The organism is Mycolicibacterium holsaticum DSM 44478 = JCM 12374, assembly GCF_019645835.1.
In the GTDB taxonomy this organism is placed as follows: Bacteria; Actinomycetota; Actinomycetes; order Mycobacteriales; family Mycobacteriaceae; genus Mycobacterium; species Mycobacterium holsaticum.
Window position 1 is genome coordinate 890,806 of sequence record NZ_CP080998.1, and the last position, 22,741, is coordinate 913,546.

The window sequence follows — 22,741 nt, forward strand, 5'->3', positions numbered from 1 at the left end:
ACGGTGGCGGTCTCTTGCCAGTCATGTGGTGCCGGGCTGCGCGACGGCGCCCGCTTCTGTGACGCCTGTGGGTCCTCGGTTGCCACCGCGGCCTCCAACGCCGAGTACAAGCAGGTGACCGTGCTGTTCGGCGATGTGGTGGGGTCCATGGACATCGCCGCCAAGCTGGGACCGGAGCGGCTGCGCGAGATCATGACGGAGTTGTTCAACCGGTCCTCAGCGGTCGTTCAGCGCTACGGCGGCACGGTCGACAAATTCACCGGCGACGGGATCATGGCCGAGTTCGGCGCTCCGATCGCGCTCGAGGATCACGCGTTGCTCGCCTGCCGGGCGGCGCTGGACATCCAGGAAGATGCCAAGCGGCTGGCCGCCGTCATCGCAGACCGTGATCGGATCGCCTTGCAGCTTCGCATCGGGCTGAATTCCGGCGTGGTGATCACCGGCGAGATCGGTTCGGGCCCATTGTCTTACACCGCGGTCGGCGAGCAGGTCGGCATGGCGCAGCGAATGGAGGCGGTCGCGCCACCCGGCGGCGTGATGGTCAGCGAGTCGACCGCGCGGCTGGTGGAAAGCGGTGCCGTACTGGCCGAACCGGAGTCGGTGCATGTCAAGGGAATGCAGGCGCCGGTGCGGGCCCGCCGGCTACTGGGACTCGCCGCCGGCCGGCGGCCGGCCCGGATGCAGACGACGTTCATCGGCCGAGACTGGGAGATGACCGCACTCACCGGACTCCTCGACCGCGCGGTCAGGGGGAACGGCGGCGTCGTGGGGCTGGTGGGTCCGCCCGGCATCGGCAAGAGCAGGATGGTCCAGGAAATCACGGCGCGGGCCACGGATGCCGGCGCCGAGGTGTTCACCACGTTCTGCGAGTCCCACACCGCAGACATTCCGTTCCATGCCGCCGCCAATCTACTTCGGGCGGCTACCGGATCGAGCGGGTTGGATGCCTGGGCCGCAAGAGAACAGGTACGCGCGGGATTCCCCGGCGCCGATCAGGAGGACCTACTTCTCGTCGAAGATCTGCTGGGTATCGGTGATCCCGCCGCGGCACTGCCCCAGATCGATCCCGACGCACGCCGGCGCCGGATCGCGGCGCTGGTCAATGCCGCCGCGCTCGCGAGAACCAGCCCGACGATGTACGTCATCGAGGACGCGCACTGGATCGACGGGCTCAGCGAATCGATGATCGCCGACTTCCTGACCGTCGTGCCGCGTACGCACTTCTTCGTGCTCGTCACCTACCGGCCGGAATACGACGGTCCGCTCGCTCATGCGCCCCGGTCACAGACCATCGCGCTCGAGCCGCTGGATGGTTCACAGATGTCGCAGCTCAGCACCGAATTGCTGGGCAATGACGGCTCGGTGACAGAACTCGCCGATCTGGTCACCGAACGGGCCGAAGGCAATCCGTTCTTCGCCGAAGAGATCGTTCGTGACCTCACCGAGCGCCAGGTGCTGATCGGTGCGCGGGGGTGCTATCTCTGCATTGAACCGACAAGCGACGTCAATGTCCCCCAGACGCTGCAGGCGGTGATTGCGGCACGCATCGACCGCCTCGATCCGGCGGCGAAGCGGACGCTCAACGGCGCAGCGGTAATCGGCATCGAGTTCAGCCCTGAGACGCTGGAAGCGCTGGAGATTCAACCGGCACTCGACGACCTGCTCAGGGCGGAGCTGATCGATCAGACCATGTTCGGTCCGGATCCCCGCTACACGTTTCGCCATGCGTTGATCCGGGCGGTGGCTTACGAGTCACAGCTCAAGTCCGAGCGGGCGCGGCTGCACCGACGGGTGGCGACCACCATCGAGCAAAACGACCAGAACGCGGTGCTGATCGCTGAGCATTTCGAGTCGGCCGGTGAACTGGGTAGCGCCTACGACTGGCACATGCGCGCGGGCGCGTGGTCGAACAATCGCGACAACGTTGCGGCGCAGCTGAGTTGGGAACGGGCACGCCGAGTGGCAGACGCGCTGCCGCCCGACTTTCCGAATCGCCTGAACCTCAGAATCACACCGCGGAGTTTGTTGTGCAGCAGCGCGTTCCGGCGCTTCCATCCCGACATGTCGGAGCGATTCGACGAACTTCGTACGTTGTGCATTGAGGCGGGCGACAAGGCGTCGCTCGCCATCGGGATGGCGGGTCTGGCCATGGAACACCTGATCCGGGGACGGATTTTCGATTCGTCCGCACAGGCGTCCGAACAGATGGCGCTCGTCGAGTCCATCGGCGACCCGACGTTGACAATCGGCCTCGCCATTCCCGCATGCGTCGCCAAATTGCAAGCCGCAGAGATGGAGGATGCGCTGCGCTGGGCGCAAGCTGTCATCGACGTCGCCGACGGCGACTGCACGGCCGGAAGTTTCATGCTCGGGTCGCCGTTGGCGCTGGCCTATGTGTTCCGCGGATTCGCCCGCTGCAGCATGGGGCAGAACGGATGGCGGGAAGACATGGACACCGCGCTGGCGATGGCGCGAAGCGCCGATCCGACGTCGCTCGCGGTGGCCAGCGCGTACAAGTACGTCGGTATCGGTCGACGCGTTCTGCCGTTCACTGACTCAGCCCTCGACGAGCTCACCGAGATTTACCACCTGGCCGAGCGGAGCACCGAGGATTTGCCCCTGGTACTCCTGCGCATGGCGCTCGGTATAGCTCTGACACACGGCGATACCGCCGCTCGCGCGCGGGGACTCACGATGCTCGCCGAGCTTCGCGAGACGTGTGTGCGGGAGCAGTACGCAATGAACATCGTGCCGCCGTTGGAGGTGGTTCTCGCTGTCCAGGATGCCGAGAAGGACATCGACGGCGCAATCGAGCGGATACGCCAGGCGACGGACGACGTGTTCGCGTCAGGCAACTTCTCAAACGGCGAGGGCTGCACGCAGACCCTGGTGGAACTGCTGCTCGCGCGTGCGACGAACGAGGATGTGGCCGAGGCGGAGGCCGCGATCGAGAAGCTTTCGGGCACGCTCCCGGAAGCTGAACTGGTCGTCCGGGACGTTGTGGTGCTTCGGCTCCGTGCGCTGTTGGCCCGGGCCCGCGGTGACGAGCCGACATATCGCGAGTTGAAACGGCGCTACGGCGAGATGGCCAACGACCTCGGCTTCGAGGGGCATATATCGCTGGCCGCGGAAATGCCCTAGCGTTCCAGCAGCGCCATCGCGGCGTTGTGCCCGCCGATGCCCGAGACGGCACCACCGCGGCGGGATCCCGATCCGCACAACAGAATCCGGTCGTGCGCCGTCGCCACGCCCCAGCGCCGCGCGGGGGTGTCCAACGGTTCGTCGTGCTCGACGAACGGCCACGACAACGCGCCGTGAAAGATGTTGCCCGCCGTCATGCCGAGCGAACGCTCCAAGTCGGCCGTCGTCTTGGTCTCGATGCACGGCCGGCCCGCCGAGTCCTCCATCACCACGTCCTGGATAGGTTCGGCAAGAACGGAATTCAGTGATTTCAGCACGGCCGACGTCAGCGCATCCCGTGTCCGGTCAGGCCCGCCCGAGGCGATCAGCCCGTGCGGTGTGTGCAGGCCGAACACCGTCATCGTCTGCGCACCCGCGGCGCGAAGTTCGTCGGACAGGATCGTCGAATCGGTCAGCGAATGGCAGTAGATCTCGCAGGGCAGCGGATCGGGAACCACCCCATGGCTCGCGCGGGTATGGGCCAGATCCAGTTGAGCCAGCGTCTCGTTGATGTGAAACGTCCCGCCGAACGCCTGCTCAGGGGTGACGGTCTCGTCGCGCAGACCGGGCAGCCTGCGCAGCATCAGGTTGACCTTGACCTGAGACCCTGGCGTCACGTCGGGTTCAGGCTCACCCATCAGCCGCGCCAGCACCGCCGGTGTCACGTTGGCCAACACCGCATCGGCATGTACCCGATGCTCCTCGCCGTTGCGGCGGTAGCGCACCTCTGCATCTGGGTCGATCGCGTAAACCTCTGCACCGCAGATGATTTCCGCACCATACCCAGCGGCCGCGGCGGCCAGCGCGCCGCTGACCGCACCCATCCCGCCGATCGGCACATCCCAGTCGCCGGTGCCGCCGCCGAGCAGGTGGTACAGAAAGCAGACATTCTGGGTCAGCGACGGGTCGTCGGTGCGCGCGAGCGTGCCGATCAACGCGTCGGTGGCGATGACGCCGCGCACCAGGTCGTGTGACACCGCGCCGGTGATCGCACGCCCGATCGGTTCCTCGACCATCGGATGCCAGGCGGTGTCGTCGTCGACGAGGTCGCGCGCCTCACCGCGCGTCATCAGCGGCTGCAGAAGCGTCGGCCACAACCGTGACGTGACGGCACCGCAGCGGCGGTAGAACTCCGCGAAGCCCGCCTCGTCGGCGGCCGCGCCGATCGCATCGAACGTCGACGCCGGACCGACCAGCAGCCCCGTGCGCCCACCGGTGGCCGGGTCGGGCGTGTAGGAGGAATAGCGGCGACGCACCAGGCGCACCCGGGCGTCGAGGTCCTCGACGATGCGCCGGGGCAGCAGGCTGACCAGATACGAGTAGCGGGACAACCGCGCGTCGACGCCGTCGAAGGCGTGCGCGGACACCGCCGCGCCGCCGACATGGTCGAGACGCTCCAGCACTTGCACCCGGCGGCCGGCGCGGGCCAGATAGGCCGCGGCCACCAGCCCGTTGTGTCCGCCGCCGACGATGACTGCGTCGTACGTCGCCGCCGCAGCGGCACCGGCGGCTGAGGTCACGGCTCAGCCAAGGTAGCCCTCGACCTCGTCTGGAGGACGGACCTCGGCTTCGCGTGGATCACCGCCCGCGTCGCGCAGCGCCCGGCGTTGCCGAAGCAGATCCCAGCACTGGTCGAGCGCGACCTCCACGGCGCGCAGCCTGCTGTGCTCCTCGGACTCGTCGATCTCGTGGTGCTGAAGCTTGGTGCGCAGCTCCTGCTCCTCGGCGACCAGCTTGTTGACCTGAGCGAGAATGTCTTGGTCCGTAGCCACGCATCCAGTCTGCCCGACTAGCGTGAACACGGTGAGTGCAACTTCAGGGCAAAAGCCCGAGATCGAATTTGCCGACGGACCCCCGCCGGCTGACCTGGCCATCACCGACGTCGTCGTCGGCGATGGTGCGGAGGCCGTGCCCGGCGGCACCGTCGAGGTGCACTACGTCGGCGTCGAGTACGACACCGGCGAAGAGTTCGACAGCTCGTGGGACCGTGGCGAGTCGATCGAATTTCCGTTGCGCGGGCTGATCCAGGGATGGCAGGACGGCATTCCCGGTATGAAGGTCGGCGGGCGGCGCCAGCTCGTCATCCCGCCCGAGCAGGCCTACGGTCCCGCCGGCGGCAGGCATCGGCTGTCCGGCAAGACGTTGATCTTCGTCATCGACCTGCTCGCGACCCGCTAACCACTAGCGCACGCCGGGTAGCTGCAGCAGCAGCCGGGCGCCGCCCAGCGGGCTTTCGGTCAACGTGGCGGTGCCGCCGTGTAATTCGGCCTGCTGCGCAACCAGCGCCAGGCCCAGCCCCGAACCCGAGTGCGACGCCGTCGACCCGCGGGAGAACCGGTCGAACACGACCTTGCGTTCCTCCTCGGGAACACCGACGCCGTCGTCGTCGATGGCGATCTCCACCCCCGCGCGCGAGCTGACCGCCGACAGCTGCACCCTCGTGGCGCCGCCGTGTTTGATCGCGTTGGCGATCGCGTTGTCCACCGCCAGCCGCAGCCCGGCGGGCAGGCCGAGGATGATCACCGTCGGCGCGGGCACCAACGACACCTCCAGCTCGGGGAACACCCGCATCGCGTCGTGGGCGGCACGGTCGAGCAGTTCGGTGATGTCGACGGGCACGTGGTCATCGGCGGTCGACAGCTCACCCTGGGCGAGCCGTTCCAGGGCGGCCAGGGTGGCCTCGATGCGCGACTGGGTGCGGATGACGTCGTTGACCACCTCTTTGCGCTGCTCCTCGGGCAGATCCAGGGTGGACAGCACCTCGAGGTTGGTCCGCATCGCGGTCAGCGGCGTGCGCAGTTCGTGCGCGGACACCGACGCGAAATCACGCGCCGACGCCAGCGCCGACTTGGTCCGGTCCTGCTCATTCCAGACCCGCTCGAGCAGGCCTTTGACCGCTTCGGCGATCTCGACGGCCTCGGTGGCGCCCCGCACCTCGATATCGGGCGCCTCGTCGCCCGCATCGATCTGGCGGGTCTGCCGGGCCAGCCGTTTGAGCGGGCGCACGGCGAACGCCGCCAGCACCCAGCCGAACACCGATGCGGCGCCGACGGCGAACACGCAGATGATGATCACCCTGCGGTGCAGGTTGTTGGTGTCGGCGATGGTGGCGTCATAGGTCGCGCCGACGGCCACCGACATCGGCTCGGGAATCCGGATGTCGACCGTGCGCACCCGGTAGCGCACCCCGTCGACATGGGTGTCGGCGTAGCCGGGTTCCAGTTGCGGCAGCACGACGTTGGAGTTGGACGTCACGTCGCCGTCGGCGTCACGCACCGTGATGACGGCGTCCTGGTCGTTGGGTGATTTGGGGATCTCGTCAAGGCCGCGGGGCAGGAACGGAATCGCGAAACCCGCCGCCTCGTCCAGGCGGCGGTCCAGCCGCTCCTTGCGGTCGTTGGTGATGCCGATCCAGACCACGGTGCCGACGATCACCACGACGATCGCGGCGCCGATCGCGGTGGCCAGCGCGACACGGGTACGCAGCGACGGCGTTCGGCGAAAGATCCGCGACAGCACGTCCATCACTGGGTCCGCAGCACGAACCCCACGCCGCGCACGGTGTGCAGAAGCCGCGGTGCGCCGCCGGCCTCCAGCTTGCGGCGCAGATACCCGATGAACACGTCGACGACGTTGGTGTCGGCGGCGAAGTCATAACCCCACACCAGCTCGAGGAGCTGGGCCCGCGACAGCACCGCGGTCTTGTGCTCGGCCAGCACCGCCAGCAGATCGAATTCGCGCTTGGTCAGGTCGACGTCGACGCCGTTGACCCGGGCCCGCCGGCCCGGGATGTCGACCTCCAGCGGGCCGACCTGGATGGTCTCCGAGGAGAACGTCGCCGTCGAGCCGCGCCGGCGCAGCAGCGCCTTGACCCGCGCGACCAACTCGGCCAGCACGAACGGCTTGACCAGGTAGTCGTCGGCGCCGGCCTCCAGCCCGGCGACCCGGTCGTCGACCGAACTGCGCGCGGAAAGGACGCAGACCGGGACGTCGTTGTCCATCGCCCGCAGCGCGGTGACCACGCTGACCCCGTCGAGCACCGGCATGTTGATGTCGAGCACGATCGCGTCGGGCCTGGTCTCGGTCGCGCTGCGCAGCGCCTCGGCGCCATCGACGGCGGTGGCCACGTCGAACCCGGACAGCCGCAGGCCGCGCTCGAGCGAAGCCAGCACGTCGGGGTCGTCGTCGACTACGAGTACCCGCGGCGATGCAGCAGCACTGTCCATATCCACAATCTTGCCTGAAACCATGGGTGAACCGCGGGAACCTGCGGGTATGGCCCGGCGCGATTGGCATTGAGATCTGGGTGAACGGCCCGCCACCCGGCGCGCAGGAACATTTGACCTCATCTTTTGTTGAGGTTCTACGGTGAATTCATGAGTATCGAAACGGTCGCTCGGCAAACGCTGTACCGGCAGACGCGTGCCCGCGGCGGCGACCTGCGCTCGCTGGCGAACCGGGCCCTGCTGAGCCGCATCTGGCGGTTCGCAGCGCGGCACCACCGCAAACTGTGGGCGTTCGTCGCGGTGAGCGTCGTCAGCGCGTTGCTCACCGTGGCGACGCCGCTGCTGGCCGGCAAGGTCGTCGACGCGATCGTCGACGGCGGCGCCCCGCGCATCGTGGTGCTGCTCGCGGCCGTGATCGCCCTGGTCGCCGTGGCCGAAGCGGCGGTGACGCTGGTGACGCGGTGGCTGTCGTCGCACATCGGGGAGGGGCTGATCTTCGATCTGCGCACCGCGGTGTTCGACCACGTACAGAAGATGCCGGTCGCGTTCTTCACCCGCACCCGCACCGGCGCCCTGGTCAGCCGGTTGGGCAACGACGTGATCGGCGCGCAGCGGGCGTTCTCCGACACGCTGTCCGGCGTGGTGTCCAACGTGGTGACGTTGACGTTGACGCTGGCGGTGATGTTGTCGATCTCGTGGCAGGTGACCGTGCTGTCGCTGTTGCTCACCCCGTTGTTCATCGTGCCCGCCCGGCGCATCGGCGCCAAGATGGCCGACCTGTCGCGTGAAACGACCATCCACAACGCGACGATGAACACCCAGATGACAGAACGGTTTTCCGCACCCGGGGCGACGTTGGTGAAGTTGTTCGGCAGCCCGGCGACCGAATCGCACGCGTTCGCGGTGCGGGCCGGGCGGGTACGCGACATCGGGGTGAAAACCTCGATGCTGCAGGCGGTTTTCATGAACTCGCTGACGCTGATGTCGGCGCTGGCGCTGGCTTTGGTGTACGGGCTGGGCGGCTGGCTGGCGATCGGCGGGCACCTGCAGGCGGGCGCGATCGTGGCGCTGGCACTGCTGTTGACCCGGCTGTACGCGCCGCTGACCGCGCTGGCCAATGCGCATGTCGAGATCGCCAGCGCGCTGGTGTCCTTCGAGCGGGTCTTCGAGGTGCTCGACCTGGTCCCGCTGATCCAGGAGCGCGACGATGCCGTCGACGTGCCCGACGGCCCCGTCGCCGTGGAGTTCGATGACGTACGGTTCTCCTACCCCTCAGCCGACAAGGTGTCGCTGGCCTCGCTGGAGGAGGTGGCGGTATTGGACTCGCGCGGCGGCGAGGAAGTGCTGCACGGGATTTCGTTCACCGCGCAACCGGGCCAGGTGGTGGCGCTGGTCGGCTCCTCAGGCGCGGGCAAGTCGACGATCGCGTCGTTGATCGCGCGGCTCTACGACGTGGACGCCGCGGACGCGACGACATCGGACGGAGGCGCCGGCTCCATCAGATTGAACGGCGTCGACGTGCGCGGCGTGACGTTCGCGTCGCTGAAGGACACCGTCGGGGTGGTCACCCAGGACGGGCACCTGTTTCACGAGTCGATCCGGTCCAACCTGCGGCTCGCCGCCCCCCACGCCACCGACGAGCAGCTGTGGGACGCGCTGCAACGCGCCCGGCTGGCCGACGTCGTCGCCGCGATGCCCGACGGGCTCGACACGGTGGTGGGCGAGCGGGGCTACCGGCTGTCGGGCGGTCAGCGGCAGCGGCTCACCATCGCGCGCCTGCTGCTGGGCACGTCGCGGGTGGTGGTGCTCGACGAGGCCACCGCATCGCTGGACTCGTCGTCGGAGGCGGCTGTTCAGCAAGCGCTCAACGAGGCGCTGGCCGGGCGGACGTCGATCGTGATCGCCCACCGGCTGTCCACGGTGCGCGCGGCCGACATGATTCTCGTCGTCGAGGACGGCCGCATCGTGGAGCGGGGCACCCACGAGCAACTGCTGGCCCGCGACGGCCGCTACGCCGAGCTGTACGTGACCCAGTTCGGTGACCAGGCCGCCCGCGAGAGCACCGCCGCATGACCGCGAAACGTACGTTAGCGAGGGGCCTACTCGCACTTTGTCTCGTTAACGTGCATCTCGCGGAGGCGGTTATCGGATTGCTCGCCGTGGGAAGATTGACTAAGTGGTTGACCCCGTAACCCTGCGCTCCGCGCCCGCCATCGCCCCGCCACCCCAGCGCCGACGTACCAGTTCGGACCTGTGGCGGCTATTGCCGTACCTGCTGCCCTACCGGGTGCGCTGGATCGCGATGGTCACCGTCGCCATCGCCAGCCTGGCCGCCACCATCGCCATACCGCTGATGACCAAGGCCGTCATCGACGGGCCCGTGCGCGAGCAGGACCAGCAGGCGCTGTGGCTGCTGGGCAGCGCGGCGATGGGCGTCGGAGTGTGCGAGGCGGTGCTGTGGTTCATCCGCCGCTGGCTGGCCGCCCGCGCCACGATGGGGGTGGAGGCCGACATCCGCAAGGACCTCTACGCGCGCCTGCAGATCCTGCCGATGAGCTTCCACGGCAATTGGCAGTCCGGACAGCTGCTCTCGCGAATCATGAACGACCTCGGCACAATTCGGCGGTTCATGTCGTTCGGTCTGCTGTTTTTGCTGCTCAACGTGCTGCAGATCACCGTGGTCACCGCGATCCTGCTGGCGATGTACTGGCCGCTGGGCGTGGTGGTGGTGGTGTCGATCGTGCCGATCGCCGGCACCGTGCTGCACTTCCAGCGCGAGTACACCCGGCTGTCACGGCTGGCGCAGGACCAATCCGGGCACGTCGCAACGCATGTCGAGGAGTCCGCGCTCGGGCTGCGGGTGGTGAAGTCCTTCGGCCGCGAGGACTACGTCTACGACCGGTTCGACGAACAGCTCACCGATCTCTACGACACGCAGGTCAGCCGGGTGGGGGTGTCGGCGAAGTTCTGGACGCTGCTGGAGATCATCCCGAACCTGACGCTGATCGTGGTGCTGGGCTTCGGCGCGTACGCCGCCGGCCACGGCCACGTGACGATGGGCACGCTGGTCGCGTTCATCACGATGATGCTGTCGTTGGTCTGGCCGATCGCGTCGCTGGGCTTTCTGCTGTCGATGACGCAGGAATCGTTCACCGCGGCCAACCGGATCGCCGAGATCTTCGATGCGCCAAAGGAGATCGTCGACGGCCCATGCGACCAGGCACCCCGGCGCGGGCGCCTGGAGCTGATCGACGTGGGCTTCCGCTTTCCCGGCGCGCAGCCCGATGACTGGGCCCTGCGCCATGTCAACGCTGTCGTCGAACCCGGCGAGACGATGGCGCTGGTCGGTTCCACCGGATCGGGCAAATCGGTGCTGGTCGCGCTGTTGTCGCGGCTCTACGACGTGTCCGAGGGCGAGATCTGCATCGACGGCCGCGACATCCGCGAGTTCACGCTGCCCGCGCTGCGCCAGACGGTGGCCACCGCGTTCGAGGACCCGACGCTGTTCTCGATGTCGGTGGCCGAGAACCTGGCGCTGGGCCGCTCCGCGGACAACCCGGCAACCGACGAGGAACTCGCGCAGGCCATCGAGATCGCCGCCGCGCAGTTCGTCTACGACCTGCCCTTCGGCCTGGACACCCGTATCGGCGAGCAGGGCATGAGCCTGTCAGGCGGTCAGCGGCAACGTCTTTCGCTCGCCCGGGCGATCCTCGCGCAGCCGAAGATCCTGGTGCTCGACGACACCCTTTCGGCGCTGGACGTGCACACCGAGTCCGTCGTCGAAGAGGCGCTGCGCCGGGTGCTGCACAACGTGACCGCCATCGTCGTCGCGCACCGCGCGTCGACCGTGCTGCTGGCCGACAAGGTTGCGTTGCTGGAGAACGGCACGATCACCCACGTCGGCACGCACGCCCAACTGCTCGCCACCGTGCCGCAGTACCGCTATCTGCTGGCCGCCGACGACGAACTCGCCGACGGCGCCGAACGCGTCGGCGCCTGGCAGGGCGAGAAGGACCGCGCCCGGCTGAGCCTGGCCTACGAGGAGCAGGAGGCGCTGGACCGCGATCGCGTCGTCCAGCGTTTCGTCACCACCGAGTCCGAGGGCCGATGACCAGCGTGGCGGGCCGGGCCGACCCGGGATGGCGCGGCAAGTTCGACGAGCAGCAACCCGACGACCTGCCGATCGACGAGAGCGTGCCTCGGCGTCGAGAGGCGCGCACGTTGCTGTGGTCGCTGTTGCGGCCCTACCGGCTGACGGTCGGTTTGCTCGCACTGGTCGTTGTGGTGGAAAACCTTGCGCGCCTTTCTGTTCCACTTCTTGTGCAACGCGGCATCGACCACGGCATCCCGCCGATTGTCCAGGGCGGCCCGGCGCACACGTTGTTGATGATCGTCGCGGCGCTCGGTGCGGTGGTGCTGATCCAGGCGACCAGCCGGATGTTCTTTCTGCGGCGCTCAGGGCGCATCGGACAGAAGGTGCTGCTGGAACTGCGGCGCCGGGTCTTCCGGCACTTCCAGCGCCTCGACGTGGCCTTCCACGAGCGCTACACGTCCGGGCGGGTGGTGAGCCGGTCCACCAACGACGTCGAGGCCATCCAGGACATGCTGGAAACCGGTTTCGACAGCCTCGTCACCGCCGTGCTCACGCTCTTCGGCACCGCGATCCTGCTGGTGACACTCGACTGGCGACTGGGCCTGATGTGCCTGGGCGCCTTCCCCGTACTGGTCGGGCTGGTGTGGTGGTTCCGCGAGGAGTCGGCCAAGACCTACCGCAAGGTCCGTGAGAGCGCCGCGCTGGTGATCGTGCAGTTCGTCGAGACCATGACCGGGATCAAGGCCGTGCAGGCGTACCGCCGTGAGCCGCGCAACCAACAGATCTTCGAAGAGATCGCCGACCGTTACAAGGACGACAACGAGAAGACCTTCCGGCTGTTGGCGGTCTTCATGCCCGGCGTCAAACTGGTCGGCAACATCACCACCGGGGTGGTACTGCTCTACGGCGGCTACCTGGTGCTCAACGATCAGATGACGATCGGCACGCTGACCGCGTTCCTGCTCTACCTGCGGATGTTTTTCGAACCGATGCAGGAGATCAGCCAGTTCTTCAACACCTTCCAGTCCGCCGCCTCAGCGCTGGAGAAGCTGGCCGGTGTGCTGGCGCAGCGGCCCGGCATCAAGGACCCCGCCAACCCCGTCGCGTTGCGGCACGTGCGCGGCGAGATCGCGTTCAACGACGTGCGGTTCGAATACGTGCCGGGGCGTCCCGTGCTGCCCGGCATGACGCTGGACGTGCCCGCCGGTCAGACCGTCGCGCTGGTCGGCACCACCGGTGCGGGCAAGACGACCATCGCCAAGCTGATCGCCCGGTTCTATGACCCGACGGCCGGTTCGGTCACGCTGGACGGCGTTGACCTGCGCGATCTTTCGCAGTCGGAGCTGCGCAGGCACGTCGTGATGGTCACCCAGGAGAACTTCATGTTCGACGGCACCATCGCCGACAACATCCGGTTCGGCAGGCCCGATGCCAGCGACGCCGAGGTGGCGGCCGCGGCCGCGGCGGTGGGCGTCGACGGCTTCATCGATTCGCTGCCCGAGGGCTATGACACCGACGTCGCCAAGCGCGGCGGGCGGCTCTCGGCCGGTCAGCGTCAGCTGGTCGCGTTCGCCCGGGCGTTTCTGGCCGACCCCGCGGTGCTGATCCTCGACGAGGCGACGTCCTCGCTGGACATTCCCAGCGAACGGATGGTGCAACGGGCGCTGGAGACGGTGCTGGCCGATCGCACCGCACTGGTCATCGCGCACCGGCTGTCCACCGTGCAGATCGCCGACCGGGTGCTGGTGCTCGAGCACGGGAACATCGTCGAGGACGGTGCCCCGGCCGACCTCATCGCCCGCGACGACGGCCACTACGCCGCGCTGCACCGCGCGTGGGTGCAGTCACTGGCCTGAGCTCGCCGCGCCGCGGCGTCAACCCGTGATACCGCCGAAGAACGTGCTGACGTCTTCGACAAACAGTTCGGGCTGCTCGAACGCGGCGAAGTGGCCGCCGCGCGGCATCGTCGTCCAATGGGTGATGTTGTATCCGGCTTCGCACCAACTGCGCGGCGCCTTGAGAATCTCCTTGGGGAAAGCCGCTACGCCAGTGGGCAATTCGACGCGGTCGAACCCGCCGAACGCGTTGAAGCTCTCCCAGTAGAGCCGGCCCGAGGATGCGCCTGACGCGGTGAGCCAGTACAGCATCACGTTGTCGAGTAGCTCGTCGCGGCTCAACACGTTCTCCGGATGGCCGTCGCAGTCCATCCACGACCAGAATTTCTCGACGATCCACGCCAGCTGTCCGACCGGGGAGTCGACAAGCCCGTAGCCCAGGGTCTGCGGCCGCGTCGACTGCTGTTTGGAGTAGCCCGAATCCCACTTCTGGTAGTAGTCCGCCCGCTCGAGCGCCTGCTTCTCCTCCTCGGTCGGATTTTCCAGGTTGCCCGGCGGGAAGCCCAGCGGCATGTTGGTGTGGATGGCCACGCATCGGCTGATGTCGCCGCCGGAGCGGCTCCGGCGACCCCCGTTGCGCCCGATCTGGGTGGTGACCGCCGACCCCCAGTCGCCGCCCTGTGCGCCGTAGCGCTGGTAGCCGAGCCGACCCATCAGCGTGTCCCAGGCCGTCGCGATTCTTTCAATGCCCCAACCGGTTTGGGTCGGCTTGCCGGAGAATCCGTATCCGGGCAGCGACGGGCACACCACGTCGAACCCGCGCTCGGTGAGCGGCTCGATCACCTTGTGGAACTCGACCACCGAACCTGGCCAGCCGTGGGTGATCAGCAACGGGAACGCGTCATCGCGGCCGCAGCGCTGGTGGATGAAATGAATGTCGAGCCCGTCGATTTCGGTGGTGAAGTGGTCGAACCGGTTGAGCGCGGCTTCGCGGGCACGCCAGTCGTAGGTGTTGGCCCAGTAGTCGGCCAGCTCGCGGGTGTAGACAAGCGGGATACCCTGGCTCCAGTCGTCAACGCATTCGGCCTCCGGCCATCGCGTGCGGGCCAACCGCGCGCGCAGGTCTTCGAGGTCGGAATCGGCAACGGCGATGCGAAACGGGGTGATCGAGGCCATGCCGCATGGTCGCACGGATGAATTTCGTCGTGGCGCGGAGTCCCTAGTGACGTGAGGAAAAAGCTGGCCGTCCTCGGACGGCGGACGTGCGCCGGGCTCGCGGTGACCTCGGCCGGGCTGCATGCGGTGATGCTGGGCCACGCCGGCGCGGCGGCGGCGCTGCTGCTGGCGGCGATGATCGGGGCCTGCCTGTACTGCGCGCGTGACCTCTGGCGCGACGGCACCGTTCGGGCCTGGGTCGTCGTCGCGCTGATGAACCTGGCGATGATCGCGCTGCACCTGCCGGGCCCCACCCACCAACACGGTGCGACGGGCACCGCCGAGCAGCCGTCGACGGTGATGACCGTCGCTACAACGCTGGCGCTGACCGAGGCGCTGGCCGCCGCGGCGGTGCTCTACGCCTACAGCCGCCGGTTGGGCGAACTCAGCGCACGAAGGGGTATAGCGGAAGCATGACGATCTCGACCGACGACGTGCGTCGACTGCTGCAGACCGAGGACAAGGACGCCATCCTGGTGATGGTGGAGGGCCGCATCGAGGTCATCGGCGCCGGAGCGCTGGCGTCGGACAAGTATCGCGGCGCGCTGGAAGTGATCTCCCGCGAGGACCTGGTCAGCCGCGTCGGCCGGGATCCCTCCGAGCGCGCGCTGACCGAGCAGGCCAGCATCCTCGACGCGGCGGTATCGGAGCTGGGCGGCTAGCGACGGCCGCTAGGCCTCGATCTCCCCGGCGATCTTGCGTTCGATGCTGGCCCTGGTCACCGCGGGCAGCACGATCAGCCCGTCGAGTTCCTTTCGGGCACGGGCATAGGCGGCCCTGCGTTCACCGGGGGTGGCACCGCCGTCGGAGGCCAGCCGCAACAGGTGCGCGGCGCGGTCCAACCGGTCGCGGTCCTCGGCCGAGAAGTCGCTGCGCCGCCGTCGTATCGCCTCGGCCTCGGCCACGTCGAACGCTGCCACGTAGTCATGGACGGCATCACGGTATTCGAGCTGGGCGGCGCGGTCGCCGAGGATGTCCTCGACGGTGTCGGGGCGCAGCAGGTCAGCGCGGCTGCGCGCCTTGTGGAAGCCGATGGTCAACGGGTCACGCATGTCGGTCATCACAGGAAAGTCCAACAACTTAGCGACGTCGATCTCGTAGGCCAGCCAGCGCGCGTCGGTACTGTCGTGGCGCTGCAGCACTTTGGTCATCTCACGGCGGTTGGCCGCCTCGTTCTCGCGGGTCCGTCCCGACGCCTCGGCGAGCGCAATCTTGGTTTGCTGCTTGATGCGGAAGCGTTCCAGGCGCCGTTGTGCACGGCGCTCGTTGGCCGCGGCGATCGCCCGCACTCCGCCGCCGATCGCGCCGCCCAGCGGAAAGATCAGCCACCAGAAGTTCCCCGCGAAATGAAGCAGAGATTCCACATTTCCAGCATGCCATCCGGGGGCGGGGGCGCGCCGCTACAGCCCGATGCGCCGGTACCGCTGCAGCCGTGTGCTCAGCCGCGCGTCGTCGGACACCGACCGCAGCGCGTGCAGTTCGTTGGCGATGGTGGCCGACAACCGCTGGGTGAACTCCACCGGCTCGTCGGCCGCATCGAAGCGTTCCGGCACGATCGCGTCGACGATACCCTGCCGCAACAGGTCAGCCGACCGAACACCTTGCGCGGCAGCAAGTTCCGGTGCGTGGTCGAGGTCGCGGAACACGATCGCGCTGGCGCCCTCCGGCGGCAGCGGCGCCAACCAGCCGTGCAACGCGGCCAGCACCCGGTCGGCCGGCACCATCGCCAGCGCCGGCCCACCGCTGCCCTGGCCCAGCAGCACCGACACCGTCGGGGTGTCCAGCGTGACGAGTTCGGCGAGGCACCTTGCGATTTCGCCCGCCAGCCCGCCCTGTTCGGCTTCGACGGTGAGCGCGGGCCCGGCCGTGTCGATGACCAGCACCAGCGGCAGCTTCAGGCCGGCCGCCAACGCCATGCCGCGGCGCGCTTCGCGCAACGCGGCCGGTCCGACCATGCCGCCGACCACCCGCTGCTGGCCGAGGACGACGGCGGGCTGGCCGCCGAACCGGGCCAACGCCAGCATCGTCGTCGCCGCCTCACCCTGGCCGGTCCCCGACAGCAGCACCCGGTCGGTCGTCCCGTGCCGCAGCAGGTAGCCGACGCCCGGGCGGTCGGGCCGCCGTGAGGCCTGCACCGACTCCCACGCCGGCACGTCCGGCAGCTCTTCGGGTTCGGGCGCAGGCGGCGGCGCCCCGGCCGGATCGGCGACCACCTTCAGCGTGCGGTCCAGCGTCGTGCGCAGCGCGTCAAGCGGAACCACCGCGTCGATGACGCCGTGGCGTTCGAGGTTTTCGGCGGTCTGGATGCCCGGCGGAAACGGTTCGCCGTAGAGGTGCTCGTAGACCCGCGGGCCGAGAAAGCCGATGAGCGCTTCGGGTTCGGCGGCGGTGACGTGGCCGAGCGAACCCCACGACGCGAACACACCGCCGGTCGTCGGGTTGCGAAGGTATACTAAGTACGGCAGGTGCGCTCTTTTGTGCAGTTCGACCGCGGCCGCGATCTTGACCATCTGCAGAAACGCGACCGTGCCCTCCTGCATCCGCGTGCCACCCGAACTCGGCGACGCCACCAAGGGCAGCCGTTCGGCCGTGGCCCGCTGCACCGCCAGGGTGATGCGCTCAGCGGCAGCCACTCCGATCGAGCCGGCCAGGAAGTCGAACTCGCACATCACCAACGCCACGCGGCGGCCGAAGATCGTGCCCTCGCCGGTCAGTACCGACTCGTCGAGGCCCGTCTTCGCCGCTGCGTCGGCCAGTTCGCGGCGATACGAGTCGGTGGTCGCGACCTGCAGTGGCTGGGTGTCCCAGCTGCGAAACGAGCCGTCATCGAGGACGGCGTCCCGCAGCTCAACGGCACCGATACGGCTCACCCGAGAAGGCTAACGCGGGCCGCTTGCGGTCCGCGCCGGCCGATTAGCTAACTGCCCGACGACGAGCCATAATTAGCACTCGTGAGGTGAGAGTGCTAACGCCGCGGCGAGGGCAGAGGAGACAAAGGAGGACCAGTTGAGCCCGACCGATTTCGTCAACGAGCGTGAAGTCGACGAACCGACCATCCAATCGGCCATCGAACCGATGCGCATCGTGCTCGTCGCACCGCCTTACTTCGACGTTCCGCCAAAGGGCTACGGAGGCACCGAGGCCGTCGTCGCCGATCTGGCCGACGCCCTGGTGAAACGTGGACACGACGTGACGCTGCTGGGCGCGGGCGAGCCGGGCACCGCAGCCAAGTTCGTTCCGGTGTGGGACCGCACGCTTCCCGACCGCCTCGGCCAGCCCTATCCGGAGATCATGCACGCGCTCAAGACCCGGCGTGCGATCGAGCGGATCGTCGAGAACGAAGGCGTCGACATCATCCACGAGCACACGTTCGCCGGACCGCTCAACGCCGCGCTGTACCGGTCGCTCGGATTGCCGACCGTGGTCACCATGCACGGTCCGATCGACGAGGATCTGTATCCGTTCTATCGGGAGCTCGGCGACGACGTCGGCCTGATCGCGATCAGCGACCGCCAGCGTGAGCTGGCCCCCGACCTGAACTGGGTTGGCCGCGTCCACAATTCGCTGCGCATCGACGACTGGCCGTTCCGAACCGACAAGGGCGACTACGCGCTGTTCCTCGGCCGCTATGCCCCGTACAAGGGCGCCCATCTGGCGCTCGACGCCGCGCACGCCGCAGGGATCCCGCTGGTGCTGGCCGCCAAGTGCGACGAGCCGGCCGAGCAGGCCTACTTCGACGAGTACGTGCGCCCGCGGCTCACCGAGAACGACCACGTGTTCGGCCAGGCCGACGCCGACGACAAACGCAAGCTGTTGGCCGGCGCGCGGTGCGTGCTCTTCCCGATCCAATGGGAGGAACCGTTCGGGATGGTGATGATCGAGGCGATGGCCTGCGGCACCCCGGTGGTGGCGCTGCGTGGCGGCGCGGTGCCCGAGGTGATCGCCGACGGCGTGACCGGGTTCGTCTGCGATCGGCCCGAGGAACTGCCGCAGGCGATCGCGAAGACCGAAACGCTGGACCCGGCCGTCTGCCGCCGACATGTGGCCGCGCACTTCGGATTCGGCCACTTCGGCTCGGGCTACGAACGCATCTACCGCGAGGTCGTCGGCGCCGCACGCGGCCGTCAGCCGATCGCGATGCGCCGGATCGTCACCCCCACTACGTCGAGGCGAGGGCGCCTATGAGCACCCCGTCCGCACTCAACAGCGGCGAACCCGCCAGCCTCGGTTTCGGCGGCGACGCCGTGACGCTGGTGGAGGGCGCCACCTTCTGCCGCTCCGACCACCACGGCGACGTGCTCGAAGGCCGCTCACACGGCCTGTTCTTCCGCGACTCGCGGGTGCTGTCGCGGTGGGAGCTGCGCGTCGACGGCCGAGAACCCGAGCCGCTGTCCGTCGAAATGCCCGAAGCGTTCGCCGCCCATTTTGTTTCGCGGCGCGCACCGCTGGCCGGGCTGGCGGACAGCACGCTGCTGGTGGTGCGTGAGCGGCTGGTGGCCGACGGCATGCGCGAGACGATCACACTGCACAACCTCGGCACCGAACCCACCGTGGTGTCCCTGGAACTGCACGCCGACGCCGACTTCGCCGATCTGTTCGCGGTCAAGGAGGGCCGCCCCTCGCTCGGTGGTGCCGAAATGACCGTCGTCAGCGGCGAACTCGTCCTTCGCGACCGCACCGACCACGTCCGCGGACTGGTCGTGTCGGCCTCAGACGGCGCGACGGTGGTGCCGGGGGCGTTCAGCTGGCGCATCGTCGTGCCGCCGCGCCAACGGTGGCAGACCGAGATCGTCGCGCAGCCGACGTGGTCGAACCAGAGCGTCAAGAGCCGCTTTCGCACGGGCGAGCACCTCGAGTCCAGCGCGCCCGCACAGAAGTTGCAGGCGTGGCGCGGCACGGCCACCAAGGTCGACCCCGACCATCGGGTGCTCGCAGAAGTGTTGCGGCGCACCGAAAGCGACCTGGGCGCGCTGCTGATCCACGACGAAAGCGGTGAGAAGCGGCCGTTCGTCGCCGCGGGCGCACCGTGGTACATGACCCTGTTCGGGCGCGACAGCATTCTCACTGCGTGGATGTCGCTGCCGGTGGACTACGGGTTGTCGCTGGGCACCCTGCAGCAGCTGGCCGACACCCAGGGCCGCCAGGTCGACCCGGTCACCGAGGAACAGCCCGGCCGGATCATGCACGAGCTGCGCCGCGGACCTCTGTCCGCCGCGGTGCTCGGCGGCCCCGTCTACTACGGCGCCGTCGACGCGACGCCGCTGTTCGTGATGCTGCTCGCCGAAAGCTGGCGCTGGGGAGCCGACGAGAACCTGGTCCGCTCACTGCTGCCGGCCGCCGACGCGGCGCTGGATTGGGCCGCCCGATACGGCGACCGCGACGGTGACGGGTTCGTCGAGTACCGGCGCGCCACCGACCGCGGGCTGGTCAACCAGGGCTGGAAGGACAGCTTCGACGGGATCAACTACGCGGTGGGCCCAATCGCCGAGCCGCCGATCGCGTTGTGCGAGGTCCAGGGCTACCAGTACGCCGCGCTGCTGGCCCGTGCCGAGCTGGCCGAGGCGTTCGGCGAGCCGGCGACCGCCAAGCGGCTGCGCGATCGGGCGCAGTCGCTTCGGGCCAAGTTCCTCGACGCGTTCTGGCTGCCCGACCGGGGCTGGTACGCCCTGGCGCTGGACGGCGACAAGAATCCGGTCGACTCGCTGACCAGCAACATCGGCCACTGCCTGTGGACGGGCATCGCCGCCGACGAGCACGTCGAGTCGATCGTGAAACAGCTGGCGACCGACGAGATGGACTCCGGCTTCGGCCTGCGCACGCTGGCCACGTCGATGGGCGCCTACAACCCGATGAGCTACCACAACGGGTCGGTGTGGCCGCACGACACCGCGATCGTCGTCGCGGGCCTCATGCGCTACAAGCACGTGCCGGGCGCGGTGGAGCTGGCCGAACGGTTGGCGACCGGTCTGCTCGACGCGGCCGCCGCGTTCGGCGGGCGATTGCCCGAATTGTATTGTGGTTTCTCGCGTTCGGAGTTCCGCTCACCGGTGCCCTATCCGACGTCGTGTTCACCGCAGGCATGGGCCAGCGCGGCGCCGCTGCTGCTGGTGCGTGCGTTCCTCGGGCTGGACCCGCACGTGCCGGACCGGCGCATCGTGGTCAGCCCGAAGCTCCCGGAATCCTGGGGCCGCGTCTCGCTGACCGACCTGACGCTGGGCGATGCGACCGTGCACATCGAGGCCGAGGGCGACGAGGTCAAGGTCAGCGGTGTTCCCGACGGCTGGGAAGTGGTCACCCCGCAGAGCTGATCGAGGCCGCTCGCTAGGGTGGCGACATGATTGGTGTAACCCGCGACGGCCCGGTGATGACGCTGGAGATGCAGCGCGCCGAGCGCCGCAACGCGCTGAACGGCCAGCTCGTCGACAACCTGCGCGAGGCGATCGAGAAGGCCGCCACCGAGGACGTCCGCGCGATCGTGCTGACCGGGCAGGGCGCGGTGTTCAGCTCCGGTGCGGACCTGTCGGATCCCTCCGGGGTGGCCGACGAGCTGCCCGACAAGGCCAAGGCGCTCAACCTCGCCATCGACAAGGCCCCGGTGCCGGTCATCGGCGCAATCAACGGGCCCGCGATCGGCGCAGGCGTCATCCTCTCGATGATCTGCGATCTGCGGGTTGTGGCCCCCGAGGCGTACTTTCAGTTCCCGGTCGCGAAATACGGTTTGGCGCTGGACAACTGGAGCATCCGACGATTGACTTCGCTGGTCGGAGCCGGTCGTGCGCGGGGGATGCTGCTGGCTGCCGAACGGCTGACCGCCGACGTCGCGCTGCAGACCGGCATGGCCAACCGCATTGGCACGCCGGCCGATGCGCAGGCTTGGGCCGCCGAGATCGCCGGCTATGCCCCCTTGGCGTTGCAGCACGCCAAGCGGGTACTCAACGACGATGGCGCATACGAGGACCCGCGACCCGAGCATCAGGACCTCTTCGATCGGGCCTGGGGCAGCCAGGACGTCATCGAGGCCCAGGTCGCGCGTATCGAGAAGCGCCCACCGAGGTTCCAGGGGGCCTGAGTGATCCGGGCGGCGCTGCGCTTCGGCTTCGGGACGGCTTCGCTGCTGGCCGGTGGCTGGGTGCTGCGCGCGCTGAACGGTGCGCCCGCGGCGCTGGGAGCCTCGCCCGGCGAGATCGAAGCCGTGGCGCGGCGCTCGCCGAACTACCGCGACGGCGTCTTCGTCAACCTGGACCCGGCCTCCCCGGTCAACCTCGACCGTGAGCAGCAGCAGTTGCTGCTGCGCGAACTTCTGGGGTCTCGGGACACCGGCAGGCCCGGCGGCCCCATCCCGGTTGTCGAACCGGGTGTCGTCGACCCCGATGCGCCGCCACTGGCGGTGCGCTGGTTCGGGCACTCCTCGGCGCTGATCGACATCGACGGCTACCGGGTGCTCGCCGACCCGGTGTGGAGCCAACGCTGTTCGCCGTCGCACGCCGTCGGGCCGCAGCGGATGCACGACGTGCCGGCCCCACTGGAAGCGCTGCCCGCCGTCGACGCGGTGCTGATCAGCCACGACCACTACGACCACCTCGACATCCAGACCATCGTCGGGCTGGCCCGCACCCAGCGCTCACCGTTCGTGGTGCCGCTGGGGGTCGGTGCGCACCTGCGCAAGTGGCGGATACCGGAGAGCCGCATCGTCGAGTTGGACTGGTATGAAAGCCACCAGATCGGGGACCTGCGGCTGGTGTGCACCCCCGCGCGGCACTTCTCGGGTCGGCTGTTCTCCCGCAACACCACGCTGTGGGCGTCGTGGGTGATCACCGGTCCGCAGCACCGCGCGTTCTTCGGCGGCGACACCGGATACACCAAGAGCTTCGCCGAAATCGGGGTGGACCACGGGCCTTTCGACCTGACCCTGCTGCCGATCGGCGCCTACCACCCGGCGTGGCCGGACATCCACATGAACCCCGAAGAGGCCGTGCGCGCCCACCTCGACGTCGCCGAGGCCCACTCGGGTCTGCTGGTGCCGATCCACTGGGCGACGTTCCGGCTGGCCCCCCATCCCTGGGCAGAACCCGTCGAACGCCTGCTCAAAGCCGCCGACGCCGAGCGTGTCACGGTGGCAGTGCCCAAGCCGGGCCAACGGGTCGACCCCGCCACGTCGTCGTTCGACCCGTGGTGGCGACTCTGACGCGCCG

At 68.5% G+C, this 22,741-nt stretch carries 18 protein-coding genes; 11 read left to right on the plus strand and 7 right to left on the minus strand.

All coding sequences use genetic code 11. The features are described from left to right. Window positions 1–3 precede the first annotated feature (3 nt). Entirely contained in the window at window positions 4–3,141 is a 3,138-nt protein-coding gene (locus K3U96_RS04435) for an AAA family ATPase (RefSeq protein WP_220692193.1), read from the plus strand. Here K3U96_RS04435 and K3U96_RS04440 read toward each other — a convergent pair. Next, the gene (locus K3U96_RS04440) at window positions 3,138–4,700 is read right to left on the minus strand and encodes a phytoene desaturase family protein (RefSeq protein WP_220692194.1); all 1,563 of its coding nucleotides are present in this window, start codon (window positions 4,698–4,700) and stop codon (window positions 3,138–3,140) included. The genes K3U96_RS04435 and K3U96_RS04440 overlap by 4 nt on opposite strands. 3 nt (window positions 4,701–4,703) lie before the next feature. Further along, on the minus strand, window positions 4,704–4,952 hold the full coding sequence (locus K3U96_RS04445) for a DUF2630 family protein (protein WP_069403260.1): 249 nt from the start codon (window positions 4,950–4,952) through the stop codon (window positions 4,704–4,706). 22 nt (window positions 4,953–4,974) lie between these two features. Between K3U96_RS04445 and K3U96_RS04450 the strand changes: the two genes are divergently transcribed. After that, window positions 4,975–5,358 (plus strand): FKBP-type peptidyl-prolyl cis-trans isomerase, encoded by a 384-nt coding sequence (locus K3U96_RS04450; RefSeq protein ID WP_220692195.1) that lies wholly within the window; start codon window positions 4,975–4,977, stop codon window positions 5,356–5,358. Between the two features lie 3 nt (window positions 5,359–5,361). On the opposite strand, the gene K3U96_RS04455 is transcribed toward K3U96_RS04450, so the two are convergent. Both K3U96_RS04455 and prrA read right to left on the minus strand, forming a co-directional pair. After that, on the minus strand, window positions 5,362–6,705 hold the full coding sequence (locus tag K3U96_RS04455; RefSeq protein WP_069403226.1) for a HAMP domain-containing sensor histidine kinase: 1,344 nt from the start codon (window positions 6,703–6,705) through the stop codon (window positions 5,362–5,364). Next, window positions 6,705–7,406 carry a two-component system response regulator PrrA gene (gene prrA / locus K3U96_RS04460; protein ID WP_069403227.1) on the minus strand — a complete coding sequence of 234 codons (702 nt, stop codon included), beginning with the start codon at window positions 7,404–7,406 and terminating at the stop codon, window positions 6,705–6,707. The genes K3U96_RS04455 and prrA overlap by 1 nt, the downstream gene beginning before the upstream one ends. 150 nt (window positions 7,407–7,556) lie before the next feature. Here prrA and K3U96_RS04465 point away from each other — a divergent pair, with 150 nt between their 5' ends. From K3U96_RS04465 to K3U96_RS04475, 3 genes are all read left to right on the plus strand, one after another. Then, window positions 7,557–9,479, plus strand: a complete 1,923-nt coding sequence (locus K3U96_RS04465; protein WP_220692196.1) for an ABC transporter ATP-binding protein — start codon at window positions 7,557–7,559, stop codon at window positions 9,477–9,479. 103 nt (window positions 9,480–9,582) lie between these two features. Then, entirely contained in the window at window positions 9,583–11,517 is a 1,935-nt protein-coding gene (locus K3U96_RS04470) for an ABC transporter ATP-binding protein (protein WP_220692197.1), read from the plus strand. Continuing rightward, a complete protein-coding gene (locus K3U96_RS04475) occupies window positions 11,514–13,355 on the plus strand; it encodes an ABC transporter ATP-binding protein (protein ID WP_069403230.1) in 1,842 nt (613 codons plus the stop codon). The genes K3U96_RS04470 and K3U96_RS04475 overlap by 4 nt, the downstream gene beginning before the upstream one ends. Window positions 13,356–13,373: 18 nt before the next feature. Here K3U96_RS04475 and K3U96_RS04480 read toward each other — a convergent pair whose 3' ends face one another. Further along, a complete protein-coding gene (locus tag K3U96_RS04480) occupies window positions 13,374–14,510 on the minus strand; it encodes an epoxide hydrolase family protein (RefSeq protein WP_220692198.1) in 1,137 nt (378 codons plus the stop codon). Window positions 14,511–14,561: 51 nt separating this feature from the next. Here K3U96_RS04480 and K3U96_RS04485 point away from each other — a divergent pair, with 51 nt between their 5' ends. Continuing rightward, entirely contained in the window at window positions 14,562–14,966 is a 405-nt protein-coding gene (locus K3U96_RS04485; RefSeq protein WP_220692199.1) for a hypothetical protein, read from the plus strand. Then, window positions 14,963–15,211: a hypothetical protein gene (locus K3U96_RS04490; protein WP_069403233.1), complete on the plus strand. Its 249-nt coding sequence runs from the start codon at window positions 14,963–14,965 to the stop codon at window positions 15,209–15,211. Before K3U96_RS04485 ends, K3U96_RS04490 begins: the two co-directional genes overlap by 4 nt. 9 nt (window positions 15,212–15,220) lie before the next feature. Here K3U96_RS04490 and K3U96_RS04495 read toward each other — a convergent pair whose 3' ends face one another. Next, complete coding sequence (locus K3U96_RS04495; protein ID WP_220692200.1) at window positions 15,221–15,913, minus strand: hypothetical protein; 693 nt, start codon at window positions 15,911–15,913, stop codon at window positions 15,221–15,223. Window positions 15,914–15,949: 36 nt separating this feature from the next. After that, window positions 15,950–17,419 carry an acetyl-coenzyme A carboxylase carboxyl transferase subunits beta/alpha gene (locus tag K3U96_RS04500; protein ID WP_220692201.1) on the minus strand — a complete coding sequence of 490 codons (1,470 nt, stop codon included), beginning with the start codon at window positions 17,417–17,419 and terminating at the stop codon, window positions 15,950–15,952. Window positions 17,420–17,555: 136 nt separating this feature from the next. On the opposite strand from K3U96_RS04500, the gene K3U96_RS04505 reads away from it, so the two are divergent. From K3U96_RS04505 to K3U96_RS04520, 4 genes are read left to right on the plus strand one after another with little or no spacing between them, the layout of a single operon-like run. Then, the gene (locus tag K3U96_RS04505) at window positions 17,556–18,734 is read left to right on the plus strand and encodes a glycosyltransferase family 4 protein (RefSeq protein ID WP_372514892.1); all 1,179 of its coding nucleotides are present in this window, start codon (window positions 17,556–17,558) and stop codon (window positions 18,732–18,734) included. Continuing rightward, window positions 18,731–20,857: an amylo-alpha-1,6-glucosidase gene (locus K3U96_RS04510; RefSeq protein WP_220692202.1), complete on the plus strand. Its 2,127-nt coding sequence runs from the start codon at window positions 18,731–18,733 to the stop codon at window positions 20,855–20,857. Before K3U96_RS04505 ends, K3U96_RS04510 begins: the two co-directional genes overlap by 4 nt. A gap of 26 nt (window positions 20,858–20,883) precedes the next feature. Further along, on the plus strand, window positions 20,884–21,618 hold the full coding sequence (locus K3U96_RS04515) for an enoyl-CoA hydratase (protein WP_220692203.1): 735 nt from the start codon (window positions 20,884–20,886) through the stop codon (window positions 21,616–21,618). Then, complete coding sequence (locus K3U96_RS04520) at window positions 21,619–22,734, plus strand: MBL fold metallo-hydrolase (RefSeq protein ID WP_220692204.1); 1,116 nt, start codon at window positions 21,619–21,621, stop codon at window positions 22,732–22,734. The last annotated feature ends 7 nt before the right edge of the window (window positions 22,735–22,741 follow it).